This is a genomic window from Pseudomonas sp. GW823-FHT02C02 (assembly GCF_058797635.1).
In genome coordinates, this window is sequence record NZ_JBXAJV010000004.1 from 345,121 (window position 1) to 362,397 (window position 17,277).

Genomic DNA, 17,277 nt, shown 5'->3' on the forward strand with positions numbered 1-17,277 from the left:
CTTGCCGCATGAACTGTACTTAGCTTTCGTTGCGCACCAGTAGATTGCGGCGGCTGGAAGAGATAGCGCGAGCGATCTGCAGCGCGCTTTTTTCCAGTCCAGTCGTTGAAAAGGTGACTATCAATGAAGGCAGACGCTAGATGCCTTGAAGGTCATTGCTCTTGCGAAAGAAACCAGCCATCGAAATAGACCGATATCTATGGCATGAGCATGAATAGGTGATCGAACACCTTATCCTTAAACTGAAGCTGTATTACAAACCATAGGTTCGAAGGAATCGCTTGATTTTAATCGGAACGTCCTGAGAGGCATCAAAGCCTTGGCGGACCCGGTCAAAGTCTGGAGATGAAATTGGAAGTCTCGGATGAATCGTACGAGCCAAAATCCCATCTTCAATGCCACTAACCCTGCTCACAACAGCTTGGCGATAAACGATCCAGCTATCGTTCAAAATAAATGGATGAGAGCCCGGCGCAAGAATGCAGGTCTGATCAGAGTATTTCTCTGGATAAACAGTTGAGATATTTACGAGCAAAACGACCACATGTCCATGAACTGGACAATGGAGCGGGTCGTTCATGACGATATGGAGATGCTGCGAACCACCGGTCGGGATTAATAAAGTTCCCTTCTGAAAAACATTCCCTTGCATTAATTCAACTCAGAAATAGTTCGTCCTAGCATTGCCCGATCCAACAAATCTCGAGCTTTGCTTTCTGCCAGTTCTTCTCTTTGCCCCAAAGCCATGAAAGTGGTTTTGGGATTAATCGTGAACGAAGACCCATTGGGATCTTCCCATTCTGGCAAGTGCTTATGAGTGTAATCTCGAAGCTGGTACTTCGACATATGGCCAAACTCCTGCCATACCGCATCAAGCACATTCATTTCCGAATGGCTGAGCTCTTCAAGATCTTCCAAATCGGTAAACGCTTTCACCAAGCGAACCTCGTGATTCTCAAGAGGTGAAATCCACTCACTCCAAGGACCAGACCGATTTTGACTTTTGATCAGGTCAAGAGTCGCAGACAGCACCGGACCATGCGGCATAGCTACAGCACGGTCTTCCGACATCGGAACGTCGAACCGAGCCATTGATTCACGGTCAGCTAAATACAGCAGCTTGATGAGTTTCAAGTGAGGCAACGGAGCTTGCGCCCGCGCCAAAAAGAAAGCTGCCATGTGAGCTACTTTCTGTTCACTGAAGATCACTTTTTACCTCTCTATCCCATTCCATGGGGTGGCGTTGCAAATGGTTGCGGAGTATGAGCTTGATCATTATTTAGTCAATACCCTTCGCGTAACGTTCCGCTAAGCGGTTCTCCACTCTCATCCAGACATCTATCAGGAAACCTATACTGGATATGCATACAGCATAACGTAATCCCGCATTTCTCGTACATCACTACAGCTTCAGCTATAGCACCAGTGGCACCACTACGCACGAATCCTTACGTAGATGTGGATGGTGTACCCCACGCCAGGTGCGTCTCTGGGCATCTACAATGCAAAACATATCTATCAACCATTTGATTTATATATTAAATATTTATTCCCAGCTCCGTGGGTATAACGACATTAATTAGACGAATACCCTCCGGCAGCCGAGGGCTCGGATTCGATTCCACTCGAGTCCATAACTAGCTGATTTATTTATAGTTACTCGTTGGGGGACGACAAATTTTCCACCGACTTCAGACCCGCAGAAAACCTAGCCTCGTCGAAAGCTACCGTTCGTCTGGTGGCGGCACCATACGCAATATCGAAAAAGGTTCACTTAAAGGTGGGCTTTTTTTGTTTGTGTGTCTCCCAGCGTCAAATTTTCCCCGTTCCTACCGACTCGACCTAAACCGACTTGCCGTCGATCCGCACACTCGCCTTGCCGCCAGAGTTAGGTATCCGCAGTTCAACCAGCTTGCCCGACTCTGTCGTGACCTTAATGACCAAACTGGTGGGAGGCGGTCGCAAGTCGTCTCCACATATCAGCGCAACAACATCCTCACATGAGGCGCCTGCATCGAGCGGATCCCACAAGTCGCCATTCACGAGCGGCGCAGCTAAAGTAATGATCGGCATTCCATATCTCCTGGCCGGTTCGGTTGGCATCGACATTACCAGACGCGCCGCAAACATTCCCACCACAAACATCGCCGCAAGGCCGCGTATCTACCTCACCAACTTGTCGTTCCTCCCGCCAAACCTTCATGCCACTATCGCCAATGTCCACGTAGGTGAACATCAGCCATCGCAGAAGGATTGAAAGCATGGAACGGTACGGAAACAGAGGTGGTGATTCAGGCGTCGCTGGGTACGAGATTGGACCAGGATCAATAGTCGTCGCATTCAGCGATGGATGGAAATATCTCTACGATGGCACGCAACCTGGCGCAGCCGTGGTTTCCGAGCTGCAGCGGCTCGCCCGATCTGGCCACGGGCTCAATAGCTACCTAACCAGGGTAGTAAAAAGAAGGTTTGCCAGGAAGTTCAGGTAGCGTTTACGGGGGTAGTGAAACGCTACCCCTCCATCAAAGGTAGGCGGAGGCTTCCTCAATTTGAGGGGGTGTAAATTTCCCTCCACGAACAAAAAATGGGTATTCCCCTTCTTAGAACTTAGCGAGCCACACAGCCAAAAAACGGTGTGGAAAAGTAGGGATTCAGGGATCATGCGGCCCATGGCCATCATTTTTGGCAGCCTATAAGGACATTACCCGTGGAACCTTCAACAACCATCCAAAAAATGATGGCCAACAACCGCATCGTGGTTCCCGCATACCAGCGTGCCTATTCCTGGGAGACACCCACCGATACTAGTAGCCGCAGCACCCAGACTGACGTCTTCCTTTCGGACTTGGAAGAGTACCGAGCCAGCAATACCCGAAGCCCTTACTACTTCGGGCATTTTCTGTTTGAGGAAGCCGGACAACTCTTTCGGGTGATCGACGGCCAGCAGCGTCTGACTACCCTGACCTTGTTTCTAGCAGCGCTGTTCACCCGACTCAAATCCCTTCGCGAATTGACCGACCCCGAGCATATTTGTTTCGAAGACATGATAAGGCGGCGCAGCGAAATCCGCTTCAACACAGTCGACTATGACAATCAATTGTTCGTCGACTACGTAATTGACCAATCCAAAACCGATCACCATGGCCTTGAAACCGCATCCGCCCAGCGAATCGTTCGGGCATTCGACTACTTCAAGGTGCAACTTCGAGATAAATCGGAAGATTATTTGACCGAAATGTTAGCAATCGTCTGCCAGGCGGTTTGCACCACGCACCCGGTGCGAGATGAGTCAGAAGCGATTCAGATGTTCATCTTTCAGAACAACCGCGGTAAACGCCCCTCGAACCTTGAAGTCGTCAAGGCGCAGTTTATGTATACCGTGCACTTGCATGGTTATGACGACGATCATAAGGCGCAGTTAATCGCCGAAATCAAAGGGCGGTTCGAGAACATCTACAAATCCATCTCCTCCATTGAATACCGAATCAACGAGGATGATGTATTGCTATACACCCTTCGTGTTGATTTCAATTCTCTATGGGAAAGCAATACTCTAGAAAAAATAGGGAAAATGCTCGCTGGCAAGGAACCCATCGAGTTCATTCAGTCTTTCACCCGATCGTTGTCTGCTAGTTTCCTCCACCTGTCCGATTTTTTTGGCAAGCACGAGAAGGAACATTTCCAGATCCATTCGTTGGTGACGCTCAGTGGGATTGCGATCACTCTGCCGTTTATCATCAAGGCCTATCGCTACGCTTTGCCGATCACTGACATTGGTGCACTGTGCAGCGCTTTTGAAGGTTTGATCGTGCGCCATCGACTGATTGGTACTCGTGCCGACATTACCGCTCGAATCAACGGAGTTTATGAAGCCTTCACCACTAAAGACAGTAGTATCACCCCGATACTTGAGCACATCGATTGGTTGAAAAACACGGATCAATCCTGGTGGGCCTATTGGAATACCGAGAAATTGGAAGAGGCGCTGCAGGGGGAAATCAACCATGCAACAGCCAAGCACCTGCTTTGGAAATATGAGATTCACCTAGAGCGTCGCGGCCAGCGGGGCTACATGCCAAAGCGTTTTGACACCATCCAGAGTCCAGAACTCGAGCACATTGCACCTAGGAATGAACCCACAGGCATGCCCCACGGATACGATGAATACGATGAAACGTTCACCTCTGAATATCTGAACTGCCTCGGCAATTACCTACTGCTTTCCAAATCCCATAACTGTGCCGTGGGCAATATCGTATTTGCCAGAAAGCTGGCTACCTACACACACAACGCACAGCAGCGAGAAATAGCCACGTTCGTCACCAACATGCAGATTTGGGGGAAGGACGCGATTCAGTTAAGACACGACAAAATAATTGAAGCGTTGATGACTGAGCTATGAAGCGGTGCTCACCCTAGGACGCGCTAGCAGGCCCTAGGTCAGGCTGAATGTGAATATTTGGTACTCGCCGGTGAAGCCCCAGTTCGATTCCACTAAGCGCCATAACTAGCTGATTTATTTATAGTTACTAGTTGGGGTACGCCAATTTTTCCACCGACTTCCAGACCCGCAGAAAACCTAGCCTCCCCGAAACATACCGTTCGTCTGGTGCCGGCACCATACGCAGTATCGAAAAAGGCTCACCGAAAGGTGGGCCTTTTTCGTTTATGGGTCTTACGCTCCTGGGTTTTCTCTGCTGGCTCCCCGTTCCCTGTTCGCCCCTTTTTGCGCCCCGCTCGCTGAAGGGTGGTTACATTCATCAAAGGTGCGGAATCGACGCAGCCAATTCTGGTACCGCGCATCTACATATCTCACCGAAACGATGAGCGGTTACGGTCGAAAATCAGTGAGGCGGCATAATGACAGCAGTGCTTATGCACAACCTGCCACTTCACTCCGCCGTTGCGAGCCTCTTTGTAATGAACACCGAACGACGTTACTCGATCATCTTGGAGCGCAGCGCCGAGGTGCTGCTTGAACATGCACCCATGTCACAGATAGAGGCATTTTGGGACGCCAACGATACCCGCTACTTCGGGTTGCGCATGGAGGACGAGCACAGCGCACACGCACGAGTGATTGTTACGGACGAAGTCCCCGACGACGAAGATGTGGCGCTTTTCTGACTGTAGCGAATGGAATCACTCGCCTCCTACGAGAGGAGGGGGGCGCCCAAATGATTTTCAGATCTATTGCCGACACCACAAAACAAAGCCCTCGTAGAAATACGAGGGCTTTGTTGTTTCTGGGTTCTGGATATTTATACACCGGCCATCAATCACTCAAACTCCGTAGAAACCGAAAGATGCTCCCAAGCATCAATCTCCCCCTGCAACCGCGCAATCTTTTCACGCACCAACCTCACCGCATCCTTACCCAGCAACAGATGAACCGGCGGCTTTTCAGCGGCGACCAAGGTCAGCAACGCCTGCGCAGCCTTTTGCGGATCGCCAGCCTGCTTGCCACTCTTCTCTTCCCGCGCCTTGCGCACTGGATCGAACACCGGGTCATAGTCACTCAAGGTGCGACCGGATCGGATCATCGAGCGCCCAGCCCATTCGGTGCGAAATGAGCCAGGTGCCACGGCGGTCACGTGGATGCCCAGGCTTTCGACTTCTTTGGCCAGCGCTTCGCTGACGCCTTCAAGGGCGAATTTGCTGCCGCTGTAGTAAGCGATGCCGGGTAAGGTGATGAAGCCGGCCATGGAGGTGATGTTGACGATATGCCCGCTGCGCCGTTCACGCATGCCGGGCAGGACTGCTTTGATCATTGCCACCGCGCCAAACACGTTGACGTCGAACTGGCGCTGCATTTCAGTCAGTGGCGATTCCTCGAGAATGCCTTCGTGCCCATAGCCGGCGTTGTTCACCAGCACGTCGATCTGCCCCACCTCGCGCAGGATGTCAGCCACCAGTGGTTCGATGGCTGGGAAATCGGTGACGTCGAGCACGAACGCTTTAGCGCGATGGGCGTCCAGCGCTTCGAACGCGGCGCACTCGGATTCGCGCCGCACCGTGCCAACCACCGTGTGCCCCGCCGCCAGCGCTGCTTGCGAAAAGGCCAGGCCGAAACCTGAACTGACGCCGGTGATCAGGAAAACCTTGTGAGCGTGGGTGTTCATCCTGCGTTCTCCAATAAAAACGCCGTCGATAGTGATCGACGGCGCTGTGGACAAGTCAAAGAGGTCTTAGTGACCGGCGCTCTGACCGCCATCGACGTGCAGGATTTCGCCAGTGACGAAGTTGGCGTTGTCCAGATACACAACCGCCTGAGCGATGTCGTTGATTTCGCCCATGTGGCCGACCGGGTGCAGACTGCCCAGCGCTGCATGGGTTTCCTCACCATGCATCGGGGTCTTGATGATGCCAGGGGAAACCGCATTCACCCGAATCCCGCGCTTGGCGTACTCAATCGCCAAGGACTTGGTCGCAGCGTTCAAACCACCTTTGGTCAGCGAAGCCAGTACCGACGGCACACCATCAATCGCGTGGTCTGTCAGGCTGGTGGTGATGTTGACGACGTGGCCTTTGCCTTGCTTTTCCATCTCGTTGATCGCGAGTTGGGTGATGTAGAAGAAGCCGTTCAGGTTCACCGACAGCACGTTGGCGTAGTCTTCGGCGGTGTACGCGGTGAACGGTTTGGCGATGAAGATGCCGGCGTTGTTGACCAGGGTATCGATGCGGCCAAAACGTGCGATGGCTTCACGAATCACTTGCTGCGCAACAGCCGGGTCGCCGATGTCGCCTGCCACGGTGAGGATGTCCGGATCGGTGGACGGTTTGATCGAACGCGAAGTGGCGACAACTTTGTAATCCAGATCGCGGAAGGCTTTGACCATGCCGGCGCCCAGGCCTTGGGATGCGCCAGTGATAACGATGACTTTTTTCGAATTGCTCATGATGAACCTCTACTAATAAATGATGGTTTGAATAAGTAAGTAATCAGGCTTCGGCGGGGGCCTTGGCCATTTGTCTCAACATTTGTTCGTAGTACTCGACCGACTGCGAACCGGACACCAGGTGGCGACCGTTCAGCACCATGGCCGGGACCGAGTTGATGCCGTGCTGGCGGTAAAACGCTTCAAGCTCACGCACTTCTTTGGCAAATGCGCCGGACGCCAACACCTCTTGAGCCGCCGCCGCATCCAGTCCCGCTTCAGCAGCCAGACTCACCAGCGTCTCGCGATCGCTCGGGTTCTGGCCGTCGGTGAAGTAAGCGCGCAACAGGATTTTCTTGAGTGCGACCTGCCGCCCTTCCTGCAACGCCCATAACAGCAGCCGATGCGCATCAAACGTGTTGTAGAAGTGAGTGCGCTTGTCCAGATCGAACTTGAACCCCAGGGCCGCGCCACGTTCGATCTGCATCGCTTTGCCGGCGGCGACGTCTGCGGCGGTGCGTCCATATTTGCGCATCAAATGCTCAACCGCTTTTTCGCCGACTGCCGGCATGTCCGGGTTCAGTTCGAAAGGCTTGTAGGTCAGCTCCACCGAAATCTCACCGGCCACGTTCTCGATCGCTTGCTCCAGCGCCGTCGCACCCAATGCACACCACGGGCACACCACGTCGGAGATGAAATCGATGGAGACGGACGCCGTCATGACTTGCCCTCCGCCTCAGCCAGTTGCTTGCGGTACTTAGTGGTACTGATGCCGGCGTAGCCCCAGTTATCGGTGTCGACTTCTTCGATCACGATGTGGGTCAGGTGCGGATCCTTCTTCAGGACGCGTTCCAGGGTTTCAGTGATTTCGGCGATCACCTGAGCTTTCTGCTCAGAGGTAACGCCATCGCGGGTGATGCGTACGCTTACGAAAGGCATGAGGAATCTCCAAGCGACCTTCCCTTCGGAATGAATGGGTCGGCGTTGGAGTTCAATGTATGGAGTTCGCTGGAGGGGATAAAGGTGGGGGCGGGAACATCATTAGTTACGCGGTGTAATTATTACAATCCGAGCTCGACGTGACTTCTTCGCTAATCAGGAAGCTCTCGCAGAGATTTAAGAGATCTGTTGTTAGGGGCACATTTTCCTGGGCGCCCAGTACCTTTCCGGACGTAAAAAAGCCCGAACAGGTCGGGCTCTCGTCAACAAATCGTAATTTCATAATTCCACTCAGGACGGCCTCTAATTAGAGCCCTCGACACCTAAGTTCATTATAGTGATGCTACATTGGACCGAAGTAAGCATATAAACTCAAAAAACTCTTACTTAGTCATTAACAAATACAAGACTCTACTCTTTTGAAGCTGATGACCTCAGCTCATTATTAAAATAATCTTCGCTATTTTTTATTTCAGAATCAACCCAGCTCGCTACAAACGAATTTTTCTCTTCGGAGCCCTTTAAAAGCTCGTCTTCAAAAAACATAGATATCGACGAATGATATATATCATTTCCACCAGCAACTCTATTTTTATCAATTTCGCTGTTTTTCTTTGAAAGAAAATTAAATATTCTCATGGTCTTGCTCCAAATCGTTTATCCAGATAAATCGATAAGAGTTTAGCTATTGTCAGGCCTAACATCTTATCTCTCTCCAAGGAAAATTGATTAGATTCATTACTAGTGAATACTAGCACACCCAACGGTTTGCTGCCAGAGCTGAGTTTTGCAGAGTCTTTTATTGGCATAGAAAGAAATGACTTATATTTATGCTCATCACCGATAGTACTTGAGCTTACCGAAAGCTCCGTACTCCTAGTAATATCATGGCAAATTTTTATCTCATCCAAAATGTATGTTAATCCTACATGGCCGAATCCCGGTTTCCAGCTCCTCCCCGTGGTAACGAGCCTGTCATCATGGCTTCTCCATTTAAGCTCAAGCTGAGCTGTGCTCTCATTATAAAGGTATAATGCAAAGTTATATAAAGCCGTCGAGCTATAACCAAAAAGCTCCGCTCTATATTTGACTAGAGGCGAAAGTATCTTTCCTAAATCAGCAGATACCCGAGCGCTTGTGCAGTCAGTATTATTAGAATCATTGATTTCATCGATTAAATTCTCCAACTCCAACGTGGAAATATACGACACAGTTTGTTGAAACTTTAGGTTTTGATACATTTGGGAAGCTTTCGGAATCACTATCTTTCTGAAAATCTTATTCTGCTTAATAAGCTTCTCTACTTCTTGAGTCACGGATTTACGAGTGCTCGACGACAATAAAACACTGGTAAACACTAGATGCAGAAAAGCGCTTAATGAAAAAAGTACCGTTTCACCCAACGTAAACTTAGATAATTCCCCAGTCGCAAAATATTTACTAATAAACGCACCAATGATAACGGGAGAAATTAGCGTCATCCAAAAATTGGAAAACATTACAGAAAAATAAAAAACCCTACCTTCAATCGATCTGTTTTCTGAATTGTTTTTTGTTATTTTTTTCAACATACACCCGCATTTTTTCAAGGCTCGATCCAAGCCATAAATATAGCTGACTTTTTTAGTTCAGTGACACAGCGCTCCTACAAAGCCCTCCTAAAAAGTCGAATGAATTTTCCGACGTAGGTGTAATTTAAAATTCTTATTAATCTCCTTTGTTAAATTTGCACACAAGCCACCACCTAGCCACGATTGCGCATCCGTCGCCCTCAAGCTACCTTCAGACCGTCGCTGCCAATTCAGCGACCGGGCCTGAGAACCCGGGTAATATGCGCGCGCACCAGCGCCCTAAATCACGATTGCCGGCGTTTTTTTGTGCCTGCATTTCCGTGCAATGGCGGCTGTGCGTGGGAGACCTTCGGGTCTGCCGGGTCGTGCATACCGGTTTCTCAGCCTGCGCACAGCTGCCACCCATTCGCCTGAGAACGAACGCGGCAGCTCTACTTTGATTTTGGAGTATTGCAAATGCACGCTATTGATCCGTTCAAAACTTCCCTCTTTGCTACGCCTGCCATCACCCACCACCGCCCAAAAACCGGAGGTGCCCAATGACCAACCCCAAAGACCTTAAAACCATCGGCCTCACCCCCTTCTCCTACCACGCCAACGAACCGCTCTTCCGCATCAACGCCGGCGTCCCGGTCATTGCAGCCCTCTCCCACGCCTCCGATCTGCTCCACGTCGCCAAACTGCTCGCGTCAGACGCGGCCATGGTTCGCGACACCGACCGGCACGCCTGGGCATCGCATTACTTGCAGGATATGAGCAAGGCGATCATTGATGATGTGGTGAAGGTGTTGGACGCGCCATGTAACAACCGAGCCAGTAACGTCGTACCTATCTAAATCGCATGCATAAAAAAGCCCCGAATCAATCGGGGCTTTTTGCGTCAATGAGAGGGTGTTGGCATATGCTTTGTGCGTAAAAACGAATCTACGTGCACAAAAACGATCATAAAATGGGTCTTTTGCATAAAAACGTTCACAACCTTAAGCGTTGTCGACGCTCACAGTTTCCACAGTGATCTGCTTCAGCGCATAAAACGGCGCAAGCGCTGCTTCATCCGCGGTGGAGCCGGTAATCAACCGCCACTCCCGCTCAATCGGCGTCCAATGCTGTTGCCGCGCTCGCCCGAGCTTGTCGGTGTCAGCTAGCACAACAATCTGCGCCGCCCGCTTGATGATGCATTCCTTCAAATACGCCTGCTGCGCACTCGCTTCACACAACCCAAACTCCGCCACCACACCATCAGCCCCCAGAAACGCCTTGTCGACACTGAGCCGACTCAACGTCAGTTCCGCCAGCGGCCCCAGCGTGCTCATGCTCGAACCGCGCAGATCGCCGCCGATCAAAGTCAGCCGCACGCCCGGCGCATTGGCCAGGGTCATTACGGCGAGCAAATTGTTGGTCACCACATGCACGTCTTGTCGCGAGCAAAGATGATGGGCCAGTGCGGCGCACGTGGTGCCGCCGTCGAGCAGCACAGTATCGCCATCCTGAACGTGGGCCGCCGCTGCCTGGGCGATGGCATCTTTCTGCTCCCACTGCGATGTCTTGCGCTCTTCAAGCGAAGCTTCCGGTTCGTGAACGCCTACAACTGAAGTGGCGCCGCCATAGGTCCGCACGAGGTGCCGCTGTTTGGCGAGCATGGTCAGGTCGCGCCGTACCGTGGCTTCCGAGACTCCGAGTGCCGCGCTCAATTGCTCGACGTTGGCATCGCCAATGCGTACGAGATCGAGGATGGCGCGGTGGCGTTCGGAGGCTTTCATGGCGGGTCTCGTTGTGTGGACGGTGGTCGATCTTACACGACCGCGCCCCTGCGCCTCATCCCCGTCGCGTGGCAAGCTCGGCGCCCTGGCGCAGTGCTTCGAGCAGGCTGCGTTCATCGGCGATGCCTTTACCGGCGATGTCGAACGCGGTGCCGTGGTCGACCGAGGTACGGATCACGTCCAGGCCGACGGTGACGTTCACGCCGGCTTCCAGACCGAGCACTTTGACCGGGCCGTGGCCTTGGTCGTGATACATCGCCACCACCAGGTCGAAGTCACCGCGACCGGCGCGGAAGAACAGGGTGTCAGCGGGCAGCGGGCCGGTGACGTCGAGGCCGCGTTCTTGCAGCAGCTTCACCGCCGGGATGATTTTTTCTTCTTCTTCGCCATAACCGAACAGTCCGTTTTCACCGGCATGGGGGTTGATCCCGCAAACTCCAATTCGCGGGCGAGCAATGCCGGCCTTGATCAGTGTCGCGTTGCCGCGCTCGATGGTGCGCTGGACCAGGCCCGGTTCGATCTTGCGGATCGCGTCGATGATGCCGATGTGGGTCGTGACGTGAATCACCCGCAGTTGAGGCGCCACCAACATCATCGACACTTCGTCGACGTTGGTCAGGTGCGCGAGCATTTCTGTGTGGCCGGGGTATTTGTGGCCGCCGGCGTGCAGCGCTTCCTTGTTCAGCGGTGCGGTGCAGATCGCGTCGATCTGGCTGGCCTCGGCGAGTTGCACGGCGCGGGCGATGTATTGATAAGCAGCGTCACCGGCGATGGGCGACAACTCGCCGAACGGCAGGTCGTCGGGGATCAGGTTAAGGTCGATGCAGTCAATGGTACCGGCCTCGTACAAGGCTTGGGATGCGTCCTCGATACGGCGCACTTTGGCACTTCCGCCGACGATGACGTTGGCTTGTTCGAGGCGACGGGCATCGCCGATCACCAGGGGCCGGCATTGTTGGTAGACGATGTCGTGAGTCAGGCTCTTGACGATGATTTCCGGGCCGACACCCGTGGCGTCGCCCATGGTGATGCCGATGATGGGGAGGTAATTGCTCATAGTGTTCATTCGAGTCCTTGGATTCGTGTGCGTTGGGGCGGGGAGCGATCGGCGCTGTCGCTCAGGTGTTGCCATGCCGCATATAAGGCGTTGTCGGTACCGAACGCGCCGGCCTTGGTAACGATGCCGGGACGATGGCCCTGGCGGGAAACGGTCGGGCGGGCGAAGGCGACGCCGGCTTCGATTTCGGTCAGCAGTTGCAGGCTGTCGATGCCGACGGTGGTCAATATGGCCCGCGCCGTCTCGCCGCCCGTGGCGATCAGGCCGCCGACCTTGGCGAAGTGCGGTTCGACCAGCACGGCGAGCATGGTCGAGAGTTGCCCGCCCTCTTGGGGATCGAACGCTTCATCGCGGCCGATGCGCAGCAGCAGGTCACTCCAGCCGTCCAGTTGCTCGCCAATGCGCGATTGCCAGAGCGACCAATCGCCGTGGGTTGTGCCCTGACGAAGGACTTCAGGCGGTATAACCAGTTCGCTGACGCCGCCACGCTCTTTGAGCCGCTCGCATTGTCGCTCGCAGACGCCGGAGAGGCTGCCGACGAGGATCAGAATCGGCGCCTGGCTTTTTTCGAGGGTCGCAGGTTCGATAGTCGTAAACCTTGCTTCGGATAAATCAGGAAGACTGGCGATTTCCCGTGCCAGACCACCCGAACCGATCCAGAACAGCGGCTGATCCATCGACGCGGTCAAGCGAGCGAGGGTCAGCAGGTCGTCTTCGGTCTGCGCATCGACGATCAGCGCCTGCGTGCCATTGCCGGCAATTTCAGCAATGTGCCGCTCGAGCGCTTTTTCGTTGCCGCGCAAGGTGTCGAGATCGAGCGTCGCAGTGCTCAGGCCTGCGGCAATCAGCATCGCTTCGACATCGGCCGGACGGTCGGCGTTTTCCAGTTTCCAGGTGTCGGTGTTTTCCAGCGGCTGGCCGTTGACGAACACGCGACCGCCGCGCAACGTGCGCCCGGTGGCCGGAAACGCCGGGGCGACGATGGCCAGGCCGGCCAACGGTTGCAGGGCGGCAACCTCAGCCGCCCAGTTGCCGCGCAGCGTCGAATCGATTTTTTTGTACAGCCGTTGCCCGGGTTTGTGCAGTGCTTTGAATGCCGCGACCGTGCGCTCGGCAGCCCGTGCGGGTGGGAGGCGCCGAGTGTCCGTATCAGCGGCAATCACTTGAGCGTCAGCCTCGTCATTCAGGGGGTCGAGGGTAACGACCGTTTGCATCCCCACGCTGGCAAAGCCGATGGCGCAATCTGCCGCGCCGGACAGATCGTCAGCGATGATCAGAATCCTCATCGCAAAGCCTCCTGCTTTTGAGGTTCGATCCCCGGTTCAGGTATGACGACAGGATTGCGCTGCTGCACGCGTTTGGCGACGGCGGCGGTGAGTAACGGCGCGAGGATCGCGGTGACCACGACGCAGGCGGCTACCAGTATGGTCGCGCTCTTGGCCGCTTCTGCGTACACCGGGTTGGCTGCCGCAATCAGTGCAGGGACGGCGGCGGCATTCCCGGCGGTGGTGGCTGCGGCAACACCCGCGACGCCCGTGCCACCGGTCAAACGATCGGCGAAGAACAGCGGAATGCCGGTCAGCACAACCACCGCAACGCCCATGCCGAGACCCAGCAACCCGGCCTGCCAGACGTTATGCAAGTCCAGGCTGGCGCCAAGTGCAAGGGCAAAAAACGGGATCATCACCGGGACGGCCTTGGCCAGAAAGTCGCGCATGTCACGGTCGAGGTTTCCCAGCAACATACCGAGGGCCAGTGGCAGGATGCTGCCCACCAGCGTCGGCCAAGGGAAAGCCGACAGGCCGGCGATGCCCAAGGTGACCATCGTCAGAAAAGGCCCGGACTCCAGGGACATGACCGAATAGGCGCCGACGTCTTCGGATCGACCGTATTGCCCCATCAGCGCCATGTACAAGCCGCCATTGGTGTCGTTCATCGCGGCGACGACCGCCAGCGTTGAAATGCCGGCGAAGAGGCCAGACGAGATCGGCTGCTCGCCGAGAAAATGCCCGAGCACAATGCCGATAAGCACGGCGATGCCGACTTTGGTGATAAGCAGCGTGCCGCCCTTCTTCAGCAGATACGGCGTGGCCTTGATATTGATGCTCGCGCCCATGCAGACGTAGAACACCGCGAGGATGGGTAACGCCCCGGTGAACAGCGCATTGGTGAAAGAGCCGAAAAACTTCGGTGTGTCAGGAAGGAATGTAGCCACCAGTGAGCCAATCAGCAGCGGGACAATCATCATGCCGCCAGGGATGCGTTCAATGGTGCGCTTGATAGGAATTTGGGCCACGAGGGTCTCCTTTTATAATTGTTTGGTAAGACGTACTTCACCTCGAAACTGACTGATTCGATCATTTGGTGATTGAGTCAGTCAAAATAATCTTAGGCTTTCGTTCTTAATTGCGCAAACCAATCATTCAAATGATCGTTTTGATCATTTATGGAGGAAACCTGTTTTTTCACAAATACCTTTGCCAGCCACCGCAGTAGCCGCCCCCCAGATACAGAAAAGCGGCAAGGTCGAGCATTCACACACCCCAAAAAAAATGCCCAAACCTCCCGGCCTGAGCATTTTTTTGACCCTGATCACCCAACATTCCCAAAAAACCTCGACTCTATGTAAGCCTCCAACCATCGGACGCAGCATCAATTCGCTACTAAACTCGGGACAAGCGTGTTCAGGTGCAGGATTATAGCCAGCACGTATCGCCCAACCGGCGGCCAGGTACTCAACAATAGCCAGCCCACTTTAGAGGGCATTACCCAATGGATAGCAGAACCCTACGCAACCTCATGCGCATTGTTCAGACCGGCTCTTTGTCGGCGGCGGCAGAGCATTCCTGTTTAACCGTGCAGGCGTTGGCCGCGCAGTTGAACAAGGTCGAAGAACAGTTCGGTTTTCGGTTGTTTCGTCGCTCCAACAAGGGGTTGACCCTGACCACGCAGGGCACGGAACTCACGCCTTACATGGACAAGGTGTTGGTTGCCACGCGGCAACTGGAAGAAAAAGTCGCCGCGTTGAAGGTGCCTGGGCAGCGCACGCTCAAGGTAGCGCTGAACACGACGCTGTCGGCTGACTTCAATCGGCGAATGATCGGACGCTTGATTGAGGTGTTTCCCGACTATCAGCTGGAATTCAGCTACGCCGAGTCGATGGAAAACCTCAGCAAGCTGAAGAACGAAGACTTTGACCTGGCGGTGCTGATTGGTCCGCAGAAGCCGGGATTGCCCAGCATCATCCTGCCCGAGGTCCAGGTGCAGGTGGTCGGTGCGCATTGCGGTCAGGAACATGATCCGCTGGTGCTGCTCGGCAACAAGTTTCAGGTGCGTCCGGCAGACGATTGTCCGTATTCCCACAGCTTCTTGCGCTTTCTCGACGCGGGTCTGGGCAATTACGAGTCGGGCAAGCGGATGGTCTATTCGTGCAGCGAAACCCTGACGCTGTCGTTGATCACCCAGATGGACGGCCTTGGCATGGTTTCGCGGGATGCAGCCCAGCGCAATGGCCTGACGATTTTCCCCGGCTTCGAGGATGCCCTTGAAGTGCGGCTGGCGATCAATAATCCTGAGTTGTCGGGCCAGGCTTTGCACGATGTGGTCGACCTCCCGCTACATGAACGAGCCGAGCGCAATGTACGCAGCCGTTCCCACCGCAACGGAGAGAAAGAGGTTTTTGCTGAAATACGCACATAACAACGTCGGAATCGCGGCATAAAATTCCGGGCGATCGAGCTGCACGTGCTGATCCTTGATCAACAACGGCGTGAGGCTGATTGCAGCGACGATCGCCACCGGCAGGTATTCCAGCGCCCGGGCGACGAAGGGCGGCCAATGGTCAGTGTTCACTTGCAGCGGCAATGCGCGCGGCAGGAAGGTCACGGCCATCATCAGCACAACGACCAGAATCAGGAACGTTTGGTCAGGCATACGCCCACCCCGCAGCCCACAAATGTGGCGATGAATACGTTGAAGGGCGAGCTGCCGACCAGGCTCAGCACGCCCATGCAGGCGACGGCGGCCAGTGCGGCGATGAGTTTGTTACGCGTGTTGCACAGCGACACCAGCACGTAGAGCATCATCGCGGTCAACGCGTAGTCGAGCTGATACTGGATCAAGTGCGCCGCATACTGCGCGCAAATCGCCCCCAGCAAACCGCCGAGCACCCACGAGGTGTGGCAATACAGATTGAAACCGATCAGGTAACGCACGTTGACGGGCGAGCCTTTGCCCAGTTTGACGCTGTGAAAAGCGAATGACTCATCGGTCAGCCCACCCGCGTAACACCAGCGCTCCATTCGGCTGAGGCCCATCGCCTGCAACGCCTTGGCCATGTAGACCGACATCAGCATGTGCCGCGCGTTGATCAGAAACGTGGTGAGGATGATGGTGGTCAGCGACGCACCGCTGGAAATCAGCGCCAGGGCGGCGAACTGCGAAGCGCCGGCATACACGAACAGGCACATGGCGACCGGCAGCCACACAGGCAACCCGGCATTCACCGCCATCAAACCGAACACAAACGACACCGTGAAGTAACCCGCAACCACCGGGCTGGCTTCGGCGAAGGTGCGCGAAGCGTGCGGCTCGACCATCAGCGGCTGGCTGCTGGACGTCTCATTCATAGGTCCCTCTCAAATGTTCTTTCGCCGCGCGGCTCGCAAAAACCCTGGGCACTCCAGAAGCGCTGGCCGGCAAGGTTAGCATCGTCGACAAACAGGAACATCCGCAGCACGCCCACGCGCTTCATGTCTGACGACGCTGCTTCAACCAGGCGTTGACCGACGCCTTGGCTGCGGTAATCCGGGCTCACGGCGAGGTGGTTGATCGTGCCGCGACTGCCGAGCATTCCGCCCAGCACTGCGCCGACGATTTCACCGCTGACATCCAGCGCGATAAACGCGGTGGTGGTCTTCTGCACCAGCACACTGCGCAGGCATTTGGCGTCCTGCCATTCACAGAAAGACACTTCTTCGAATTGCCGAAAGAAGCGTTCCAGGCGCTGTGCATCCTTGGCCGTGGTGCGCCGCAGCATCACCGGTGCGGGGCACTCGGCGAGGCTGGTCACG

Annotated in this window: 20 protein-coding genes; 4 read left to right on the forward strand and 16 right to left on the reverse strand. The window is 54.6% G+C overall.

Annotated elements, in window-relative coordinates; translation table 11 throughout:
• Positions 1–253: 253 nt before the first annotated feature.
• The 3 genes from AC1ROI_RS09280 to AC1ROI_RS09290 all read right to left on the reverse strand — a co-directional run bounded on the left by AC1ROI_RS09280 (position 254) and on the right by AC1ROI_RS09290 (position 2,073).
• Positions 254–652, reverse strand: coding sequence for a hypothetical protein (locus AC1ROI_RS09280; protein ID WP_102593449.1), 399 nt, complete (start codon positions 650–652; stop codon positions 254–256).
• On the reverse strand, positions 652–1,209 hold the full coding sequence (locus AC1ROI_RS09285; RefSeq protein ID WP_256580096.1) for a Panacea domain-containing protein: 558 nt from the start codon (positions 1,207–1,209) through the stop codon (positions 652–654). Before AC1ROI_RS09285 ends, AC1ROI_RS09280 begins: the two co-directional genes overlap by 1 nt.
• A gap of 633 nt (positions 1,210–1,842) precedes the next feature.
• Positions 1,843–2,073 carry a hypothetical protein gene (locus tag AC1ROI_RS09290; protein ID WP_102593448.1) on the reverse strand — a complete coding sequence of 77 codons (231 nt, stop codon included), beginning with the start codon at positions 2,071–2,073 and terminating at the stop codon, positions 1,843–1,845.
• A gap of 634 nt (positions 2,074–2,707) precedes the next feature.
• On the opposite strand from AC1ROI_RS09290, the gene AC1ROI_RS09295 reads away from it, so the two are divergent.
• Together AC1ROI_RS09295 and AC1ROI_RS09300 are read left to right on the forward strand one after the other, a co-directional pair.
• Positions 2,708–4,402: a GmrSD restriction endonuclease domain-containing protein gene (locus AC1ROI_RS09295; RefSeq protein WP_256580095.1), complete on the forward strand. Its 1,695-nt coding sequence runs from the start codon at positions 2,708–2,710 to the stop codon at positions 4,400–4,402.
• 518 nt (positions 4,403–4,920) lie between these two features.
• On the forward strand, positions 4,921–5,127 hold the full coding sequence (locus AC1ROI_RS09300; RefSeq protein WP_027922195.1) for a hypothetical protein: 207 nt from the start codon (positions 4,921–4,923) through the stop codon (positions 5,125–5,127).
• Positions 5,128–5,279: 152 nt separating this feature from the next.
• Here AC1ROI_RS09300 and AC1ROI_RS09305 read toward each other — a convergent pair whose 3' ends face one another.
• The 6 genes from AC1ROI_RS09305 to AC1ROI_RS09330 all read right to left on the reverse strand — a co-directional run bounded on the left by AC1ROI_RS09305 (position 5,280) and on the right by AC1ROI_RS09330 (position 9,388).
• A complete protein-coding gene (locus tag AC1ROI_RS09305; protein WP_102593445.1) occupies positions 5,280–6,122 on the reverse strand; it encodes an oxidoreductase in 843 nt (280 codons plus the stop codon).
• A 66-nt stretch (positions 6,123–6,188) separates the two neighbouring features.
• Positions 6,189–6,899 (reverse strand): SDR family NAD(P)-dependent oxidoreductase, encoded by a 711-nt coding sequence (locus AC1ROI_RS09310; protein WP_077747532.1) that lies wholly within the window; start codon positions 6,897–6,899, stop codon positions 6,189–6,191.
• 43 nt (positions 6,900–6,942) lie between these two features.
• Positions 6,943–7,599 (reverse strand): DsbA family oxidoreductase, encoded by a 657-nt coding sequence (locus tag AC1ROI_RS09315; RefSeq protein ID WP_010464653.1) that lies wholly within the window; start codon positions 7,597–7,599, stop codon positions 6,943–6,945.
• The gene (locus tag AC1ROI_RS09320) at positions 7,596–7,817 is read right to left on the reverse strand and encodes a tautomerase family protein (RefSeq protein WP_010464654.1); all 222 of its coding nucleotides are present in this window, start codon (positions 7,815–7,817) and stop codon (positions 7,596–7,598) included. The genes AC1ROI_RS09315 and AC1ROI_RS09320 overlap by 4 nt, the downstream gene beginning before the upstream one ends.
• 411 nt (positions 7,818–8,228) lie before the next feature.
• Positions 8,229–8,456, reverse strand: a complete 228-nt coding sequence (locus AC1ROI_RS09325) for a hypothetical protein (RefSeq protein ID WP_102593444.1) — start codon at positions 8,454–8,456, stop codon at positions 8,229–8,231.
• On the reverse strand, positions 8,453–9,388 hold the full coding sequence (locus AC1ROI_RS09330; RefSeq protein WP_102616816.1) for a GAF domain-containing protein: 936 nt from the start codon (positions 9,386–9,388) through the stop codon (positions 8,453–8,455). The genes AC1ROI_RS09325 and AC1ROI_RS09330 overlap by 4 nt, the downstream gene beginning before the upstream one ends.
• Positions 9,389–9,927: 539 nt before the next feature.
• Between AC1ROI_RS09330 and AC1ROI_RS09335 the strand changes: the two genes are divergently transcribed.
• Positions 9,928–10,224 carry a DUF3077 domain-containing protein gene (locus tag AC1ROI_RS09335; protein ID WP_010464659.1) on the forward strand — a complete coding sequence of 99 codons (297 nt, stop codon included), beginning with the start codon at positions 9,928–9,930 and terminating at the stop codon, positions 10,222–10,224.
• 144 nt (positions 10,225–10,368) lie between these two features.
• On the opposite strand, the gene AC1ROI_RS09340 is transcribed toward AC1ROI_RS09335, so the two are convergent.
• The 4 genes from AC1ROI_RS09340 to AC1ROI_RS09355 are packed head-to-tail and all read right to left on the reverse strand — an operon-like array spanning position 10,369 to position 14,501.
• A complete protein-coding gene (locus AC1ROI_RS09340) occupies positions 10,369–11,148 on the reverse strand; it encodes a DeoR/GlpR family DNA-binding transcription regulator (protein ID WP_102593443.1) in 780 nt (259 codons plus the stop codon).
• 55 nt (positions 11,149–11,203) lie between these two features.
• On the reverse strand, positions 11,204–12,205 hold the full coding sequence (pdxA, locus tag AC1ROI_RS09345) for a 4-hydroxythreonine-4-phosphate dehydrogenase PdxA (RefSeq protein WP_102593442.1): 1,002 nt from the start codon (positions 12,203–12,205) through the stop codon (positions 11,204–11,206).
• Between the two features lie 5 nt (positions 12,206–12,210).
• Positions 12,211–13,491, reverse strand: coding sequence for a four-carbon acid sugar kinase family protein (locus AC1ROI_RS09350; RefSeq protein WP_102593441.1), 1,281 nt, complete (start codon positions 13,489–13,491; stop codon positions 12,211–12,213).
• A complete protein-coding gene (locus tag AC1ROI_RS09355) occupies positions 13,488–14,501 on the reverse strand; it encodes a 2-keto-3-deoxygluconate permease (RefSeq protein ID WP_077747522.1) in 1,014 nt (337 codons plus the stop codon). Before AC1ROI_RS09355 ends, AC1ROI_RS09350 begins: the two co-directional genes overlap by 4 nt.
• A gap of 476 nt (positions 14,502–14,977) precedes the next feature.
• Between AC1ROI_RS09355 and AC1ROI_RS09360 the strand changes: the two genes are divergently transcribed.
• Complete coding sequence (locus tag AC1ROI_RS09360) at positions 14,978–15,904, forward strand: LysR family transcriptional regulator (RefSeq protein ID WP_042932449.1); 927 nt, start codon at positions 14,978–14,980, stop codon at positions 15,902–15,904.
• Here the strand turns inward: AC1ROI_RS09360 and AC1ROI_RS09365 are convergent.
• Genes AC1ROI_RS09365 through AC1ROI_RS09375 form a run of 3 tightly spaced genes read right to left on the reverse strand, consistent with a single transcriptional unit; the run spans position 15,821 to position 17,243 of the window.
• Positions 15,821–16,138, reverse strand: coding sequence for an AzlD domain-containing protein (locus AC1ROI_RS09365; RefSeq protein WP_010464672.1), 318 nt, complete (start codon positions 16,136–16,138; stop codon positions 15,821–15,823). The two genes, AC1ROI_RS09360 and AC1ROI_RS09365, sit on opposite strands and share 84 nt — an antisense overlap.
• On the reverse strand, positions 16,117–16,833 hold the full coding sequence (locus AC1ROI_RS09370) for an AzlC family ABC transporter permease (RefSeq protein WP_010464674.1): 717 nt from the start codon (positions 16,831–16,833) through the stop codon (positions 16,117–16,119). The genes AC1ROI_RS09365 and AC1ROI_RS09370 overlap by 22 nt, the downstream gene beginning before the upstream one ends.
• Positions 16,830–17,243 (reverse strand): GNAT family N-acetyltransferase, encoded by a 414-nt coding sequence (locus tag AC1ROI_RS09375; RefSeq protein WP_169857613.1) that lies wholly within the window; start codon positions 17,241–17,243, stop codon positions 16,830–16,832. Before AC1ROI_RS09375 ends, AC1ROI_RS09370 begins: the two co-directional genes overlap by 4 nt.
• Between the last annotated feature and the right edge of the window lie 34 nt (positions 17,244–17,277).

Coding starts and splice junctions, on each gene's coding strand:
- AC1ROI_RS09320 (WP_010464654.1), bottom strand. CDS start 7,817: ATGCCTTTCGTAAGCGTACGCATCACCCGCGATGGCGTTACCTCTGAG.
- AC1ROI_RS09370 (WP_010464674.1), bottom strand. CDS start 16,833: ATGAATGAGACGTCCAGCAGCCAGCCGCTGATGGTCGAGCCGCACGCT.
- AC1ROI_RS09360 (WP_042932449.1), top strand. CDS start 14,978: ATGGATAGCAGAACCCTACGCAACCTCATGCGCATTGTTCAGACCGGC.
- AC1ROI_RS09375 (WP_169857613.1), bottom strand. CDS start 17,243: ATGCTGCGGCGCACCACGGCCAAGGATGCACAGCGCCTGGAACGCTTC.
- AC1ROI_RS09325 (WP_102593444.1), bottom strand. CDS start 8,456: ATGAGAATATTTAATTTTCTTTCAAAGAAAAACAGCGAAATTGATAAA.
- AC1ROI_RS09310 (WP_077747532.1), bottom strand. CDS start 6,899: ATGAGCAATTCGAAAAAAGTCATCGTTATCACTGGCGCATCCCAAGGC.
- AC1ROI_RS09340 (WP_102593443.1), bottom strand. CDS start 11,148: ATGAAAGCCTCCGAACGCCACCGCGCCATCCTCGATCTCGTACGCATT.
- AC1ROI_RS09335 (WP_010464659.1), top strand. CDS start 9,928: ATGACCAACCCCAAAGACCTTAAAACCATCGGCCTCACCCCCTTCTCC.
- pdxA (WP_102593442.1), bottom strand. CDS start 12,205: ATGAGCAATTACCTCCCCATCATCGGCATCACCATGGGCGACGCCACG.
- AC1ROI_RS09280 (WP_102593449.1), bottom strand. CDS start 652: ATGCAAGGGAATGTTTTTCAGAAGGGAACTTTATTAATCCCGACCGGT.
- AC1ROI_RS09305 (WP_102593445.1), bottom strand. CDS start 6,122: ATGAACACCCACGCTCACAAGGTTTTCCTGATCACCGGCGTCAGTTCA.
- AC1ROI_RS09330 (WP_102616816.1), bottom strand. CDS start 9,388: ATGTTGAAAAAAATAACAAAAAACAATTCAGAAAACAGATCGATTGAA.
- AC1ROI_RS09290 (WP_102593448.1), bottom strand. CDS start 2,073: ATGCCGATCATTACTTTAGCTGCGCCGCTCGTGAATGGCGACTTGTGG.
- AC1ROI_RS09315 (WP_010464653.1), bottom strand. CDS start 7,599: ATGACGGCGTCCGTCTCCATCGATTTCATCTCCGACGTGGTGTGCCCG.
- AC1ROI_RS09350 (WP_102593441.1), bottom strand. CDS start 13,491: ATGAGGATTCTGATCATCGCTGACGATCTGTCCGGCGCGGCAGATTGC.
- AC1ROI_RS09365 (WP_010464672.1), bottom strand. CDS start 16,138: ATGCCTGACCAAACGTTCCTGATTCTGGTCGTTGTGCTGATGATGGCC.
- AC1ROI_RS09300 (WP_027922195.1), top strand. CDS start 4,921: ATGAACACCGAACGACGTTACTCGATCATCTTGGAGCGCAGCGCCGAG.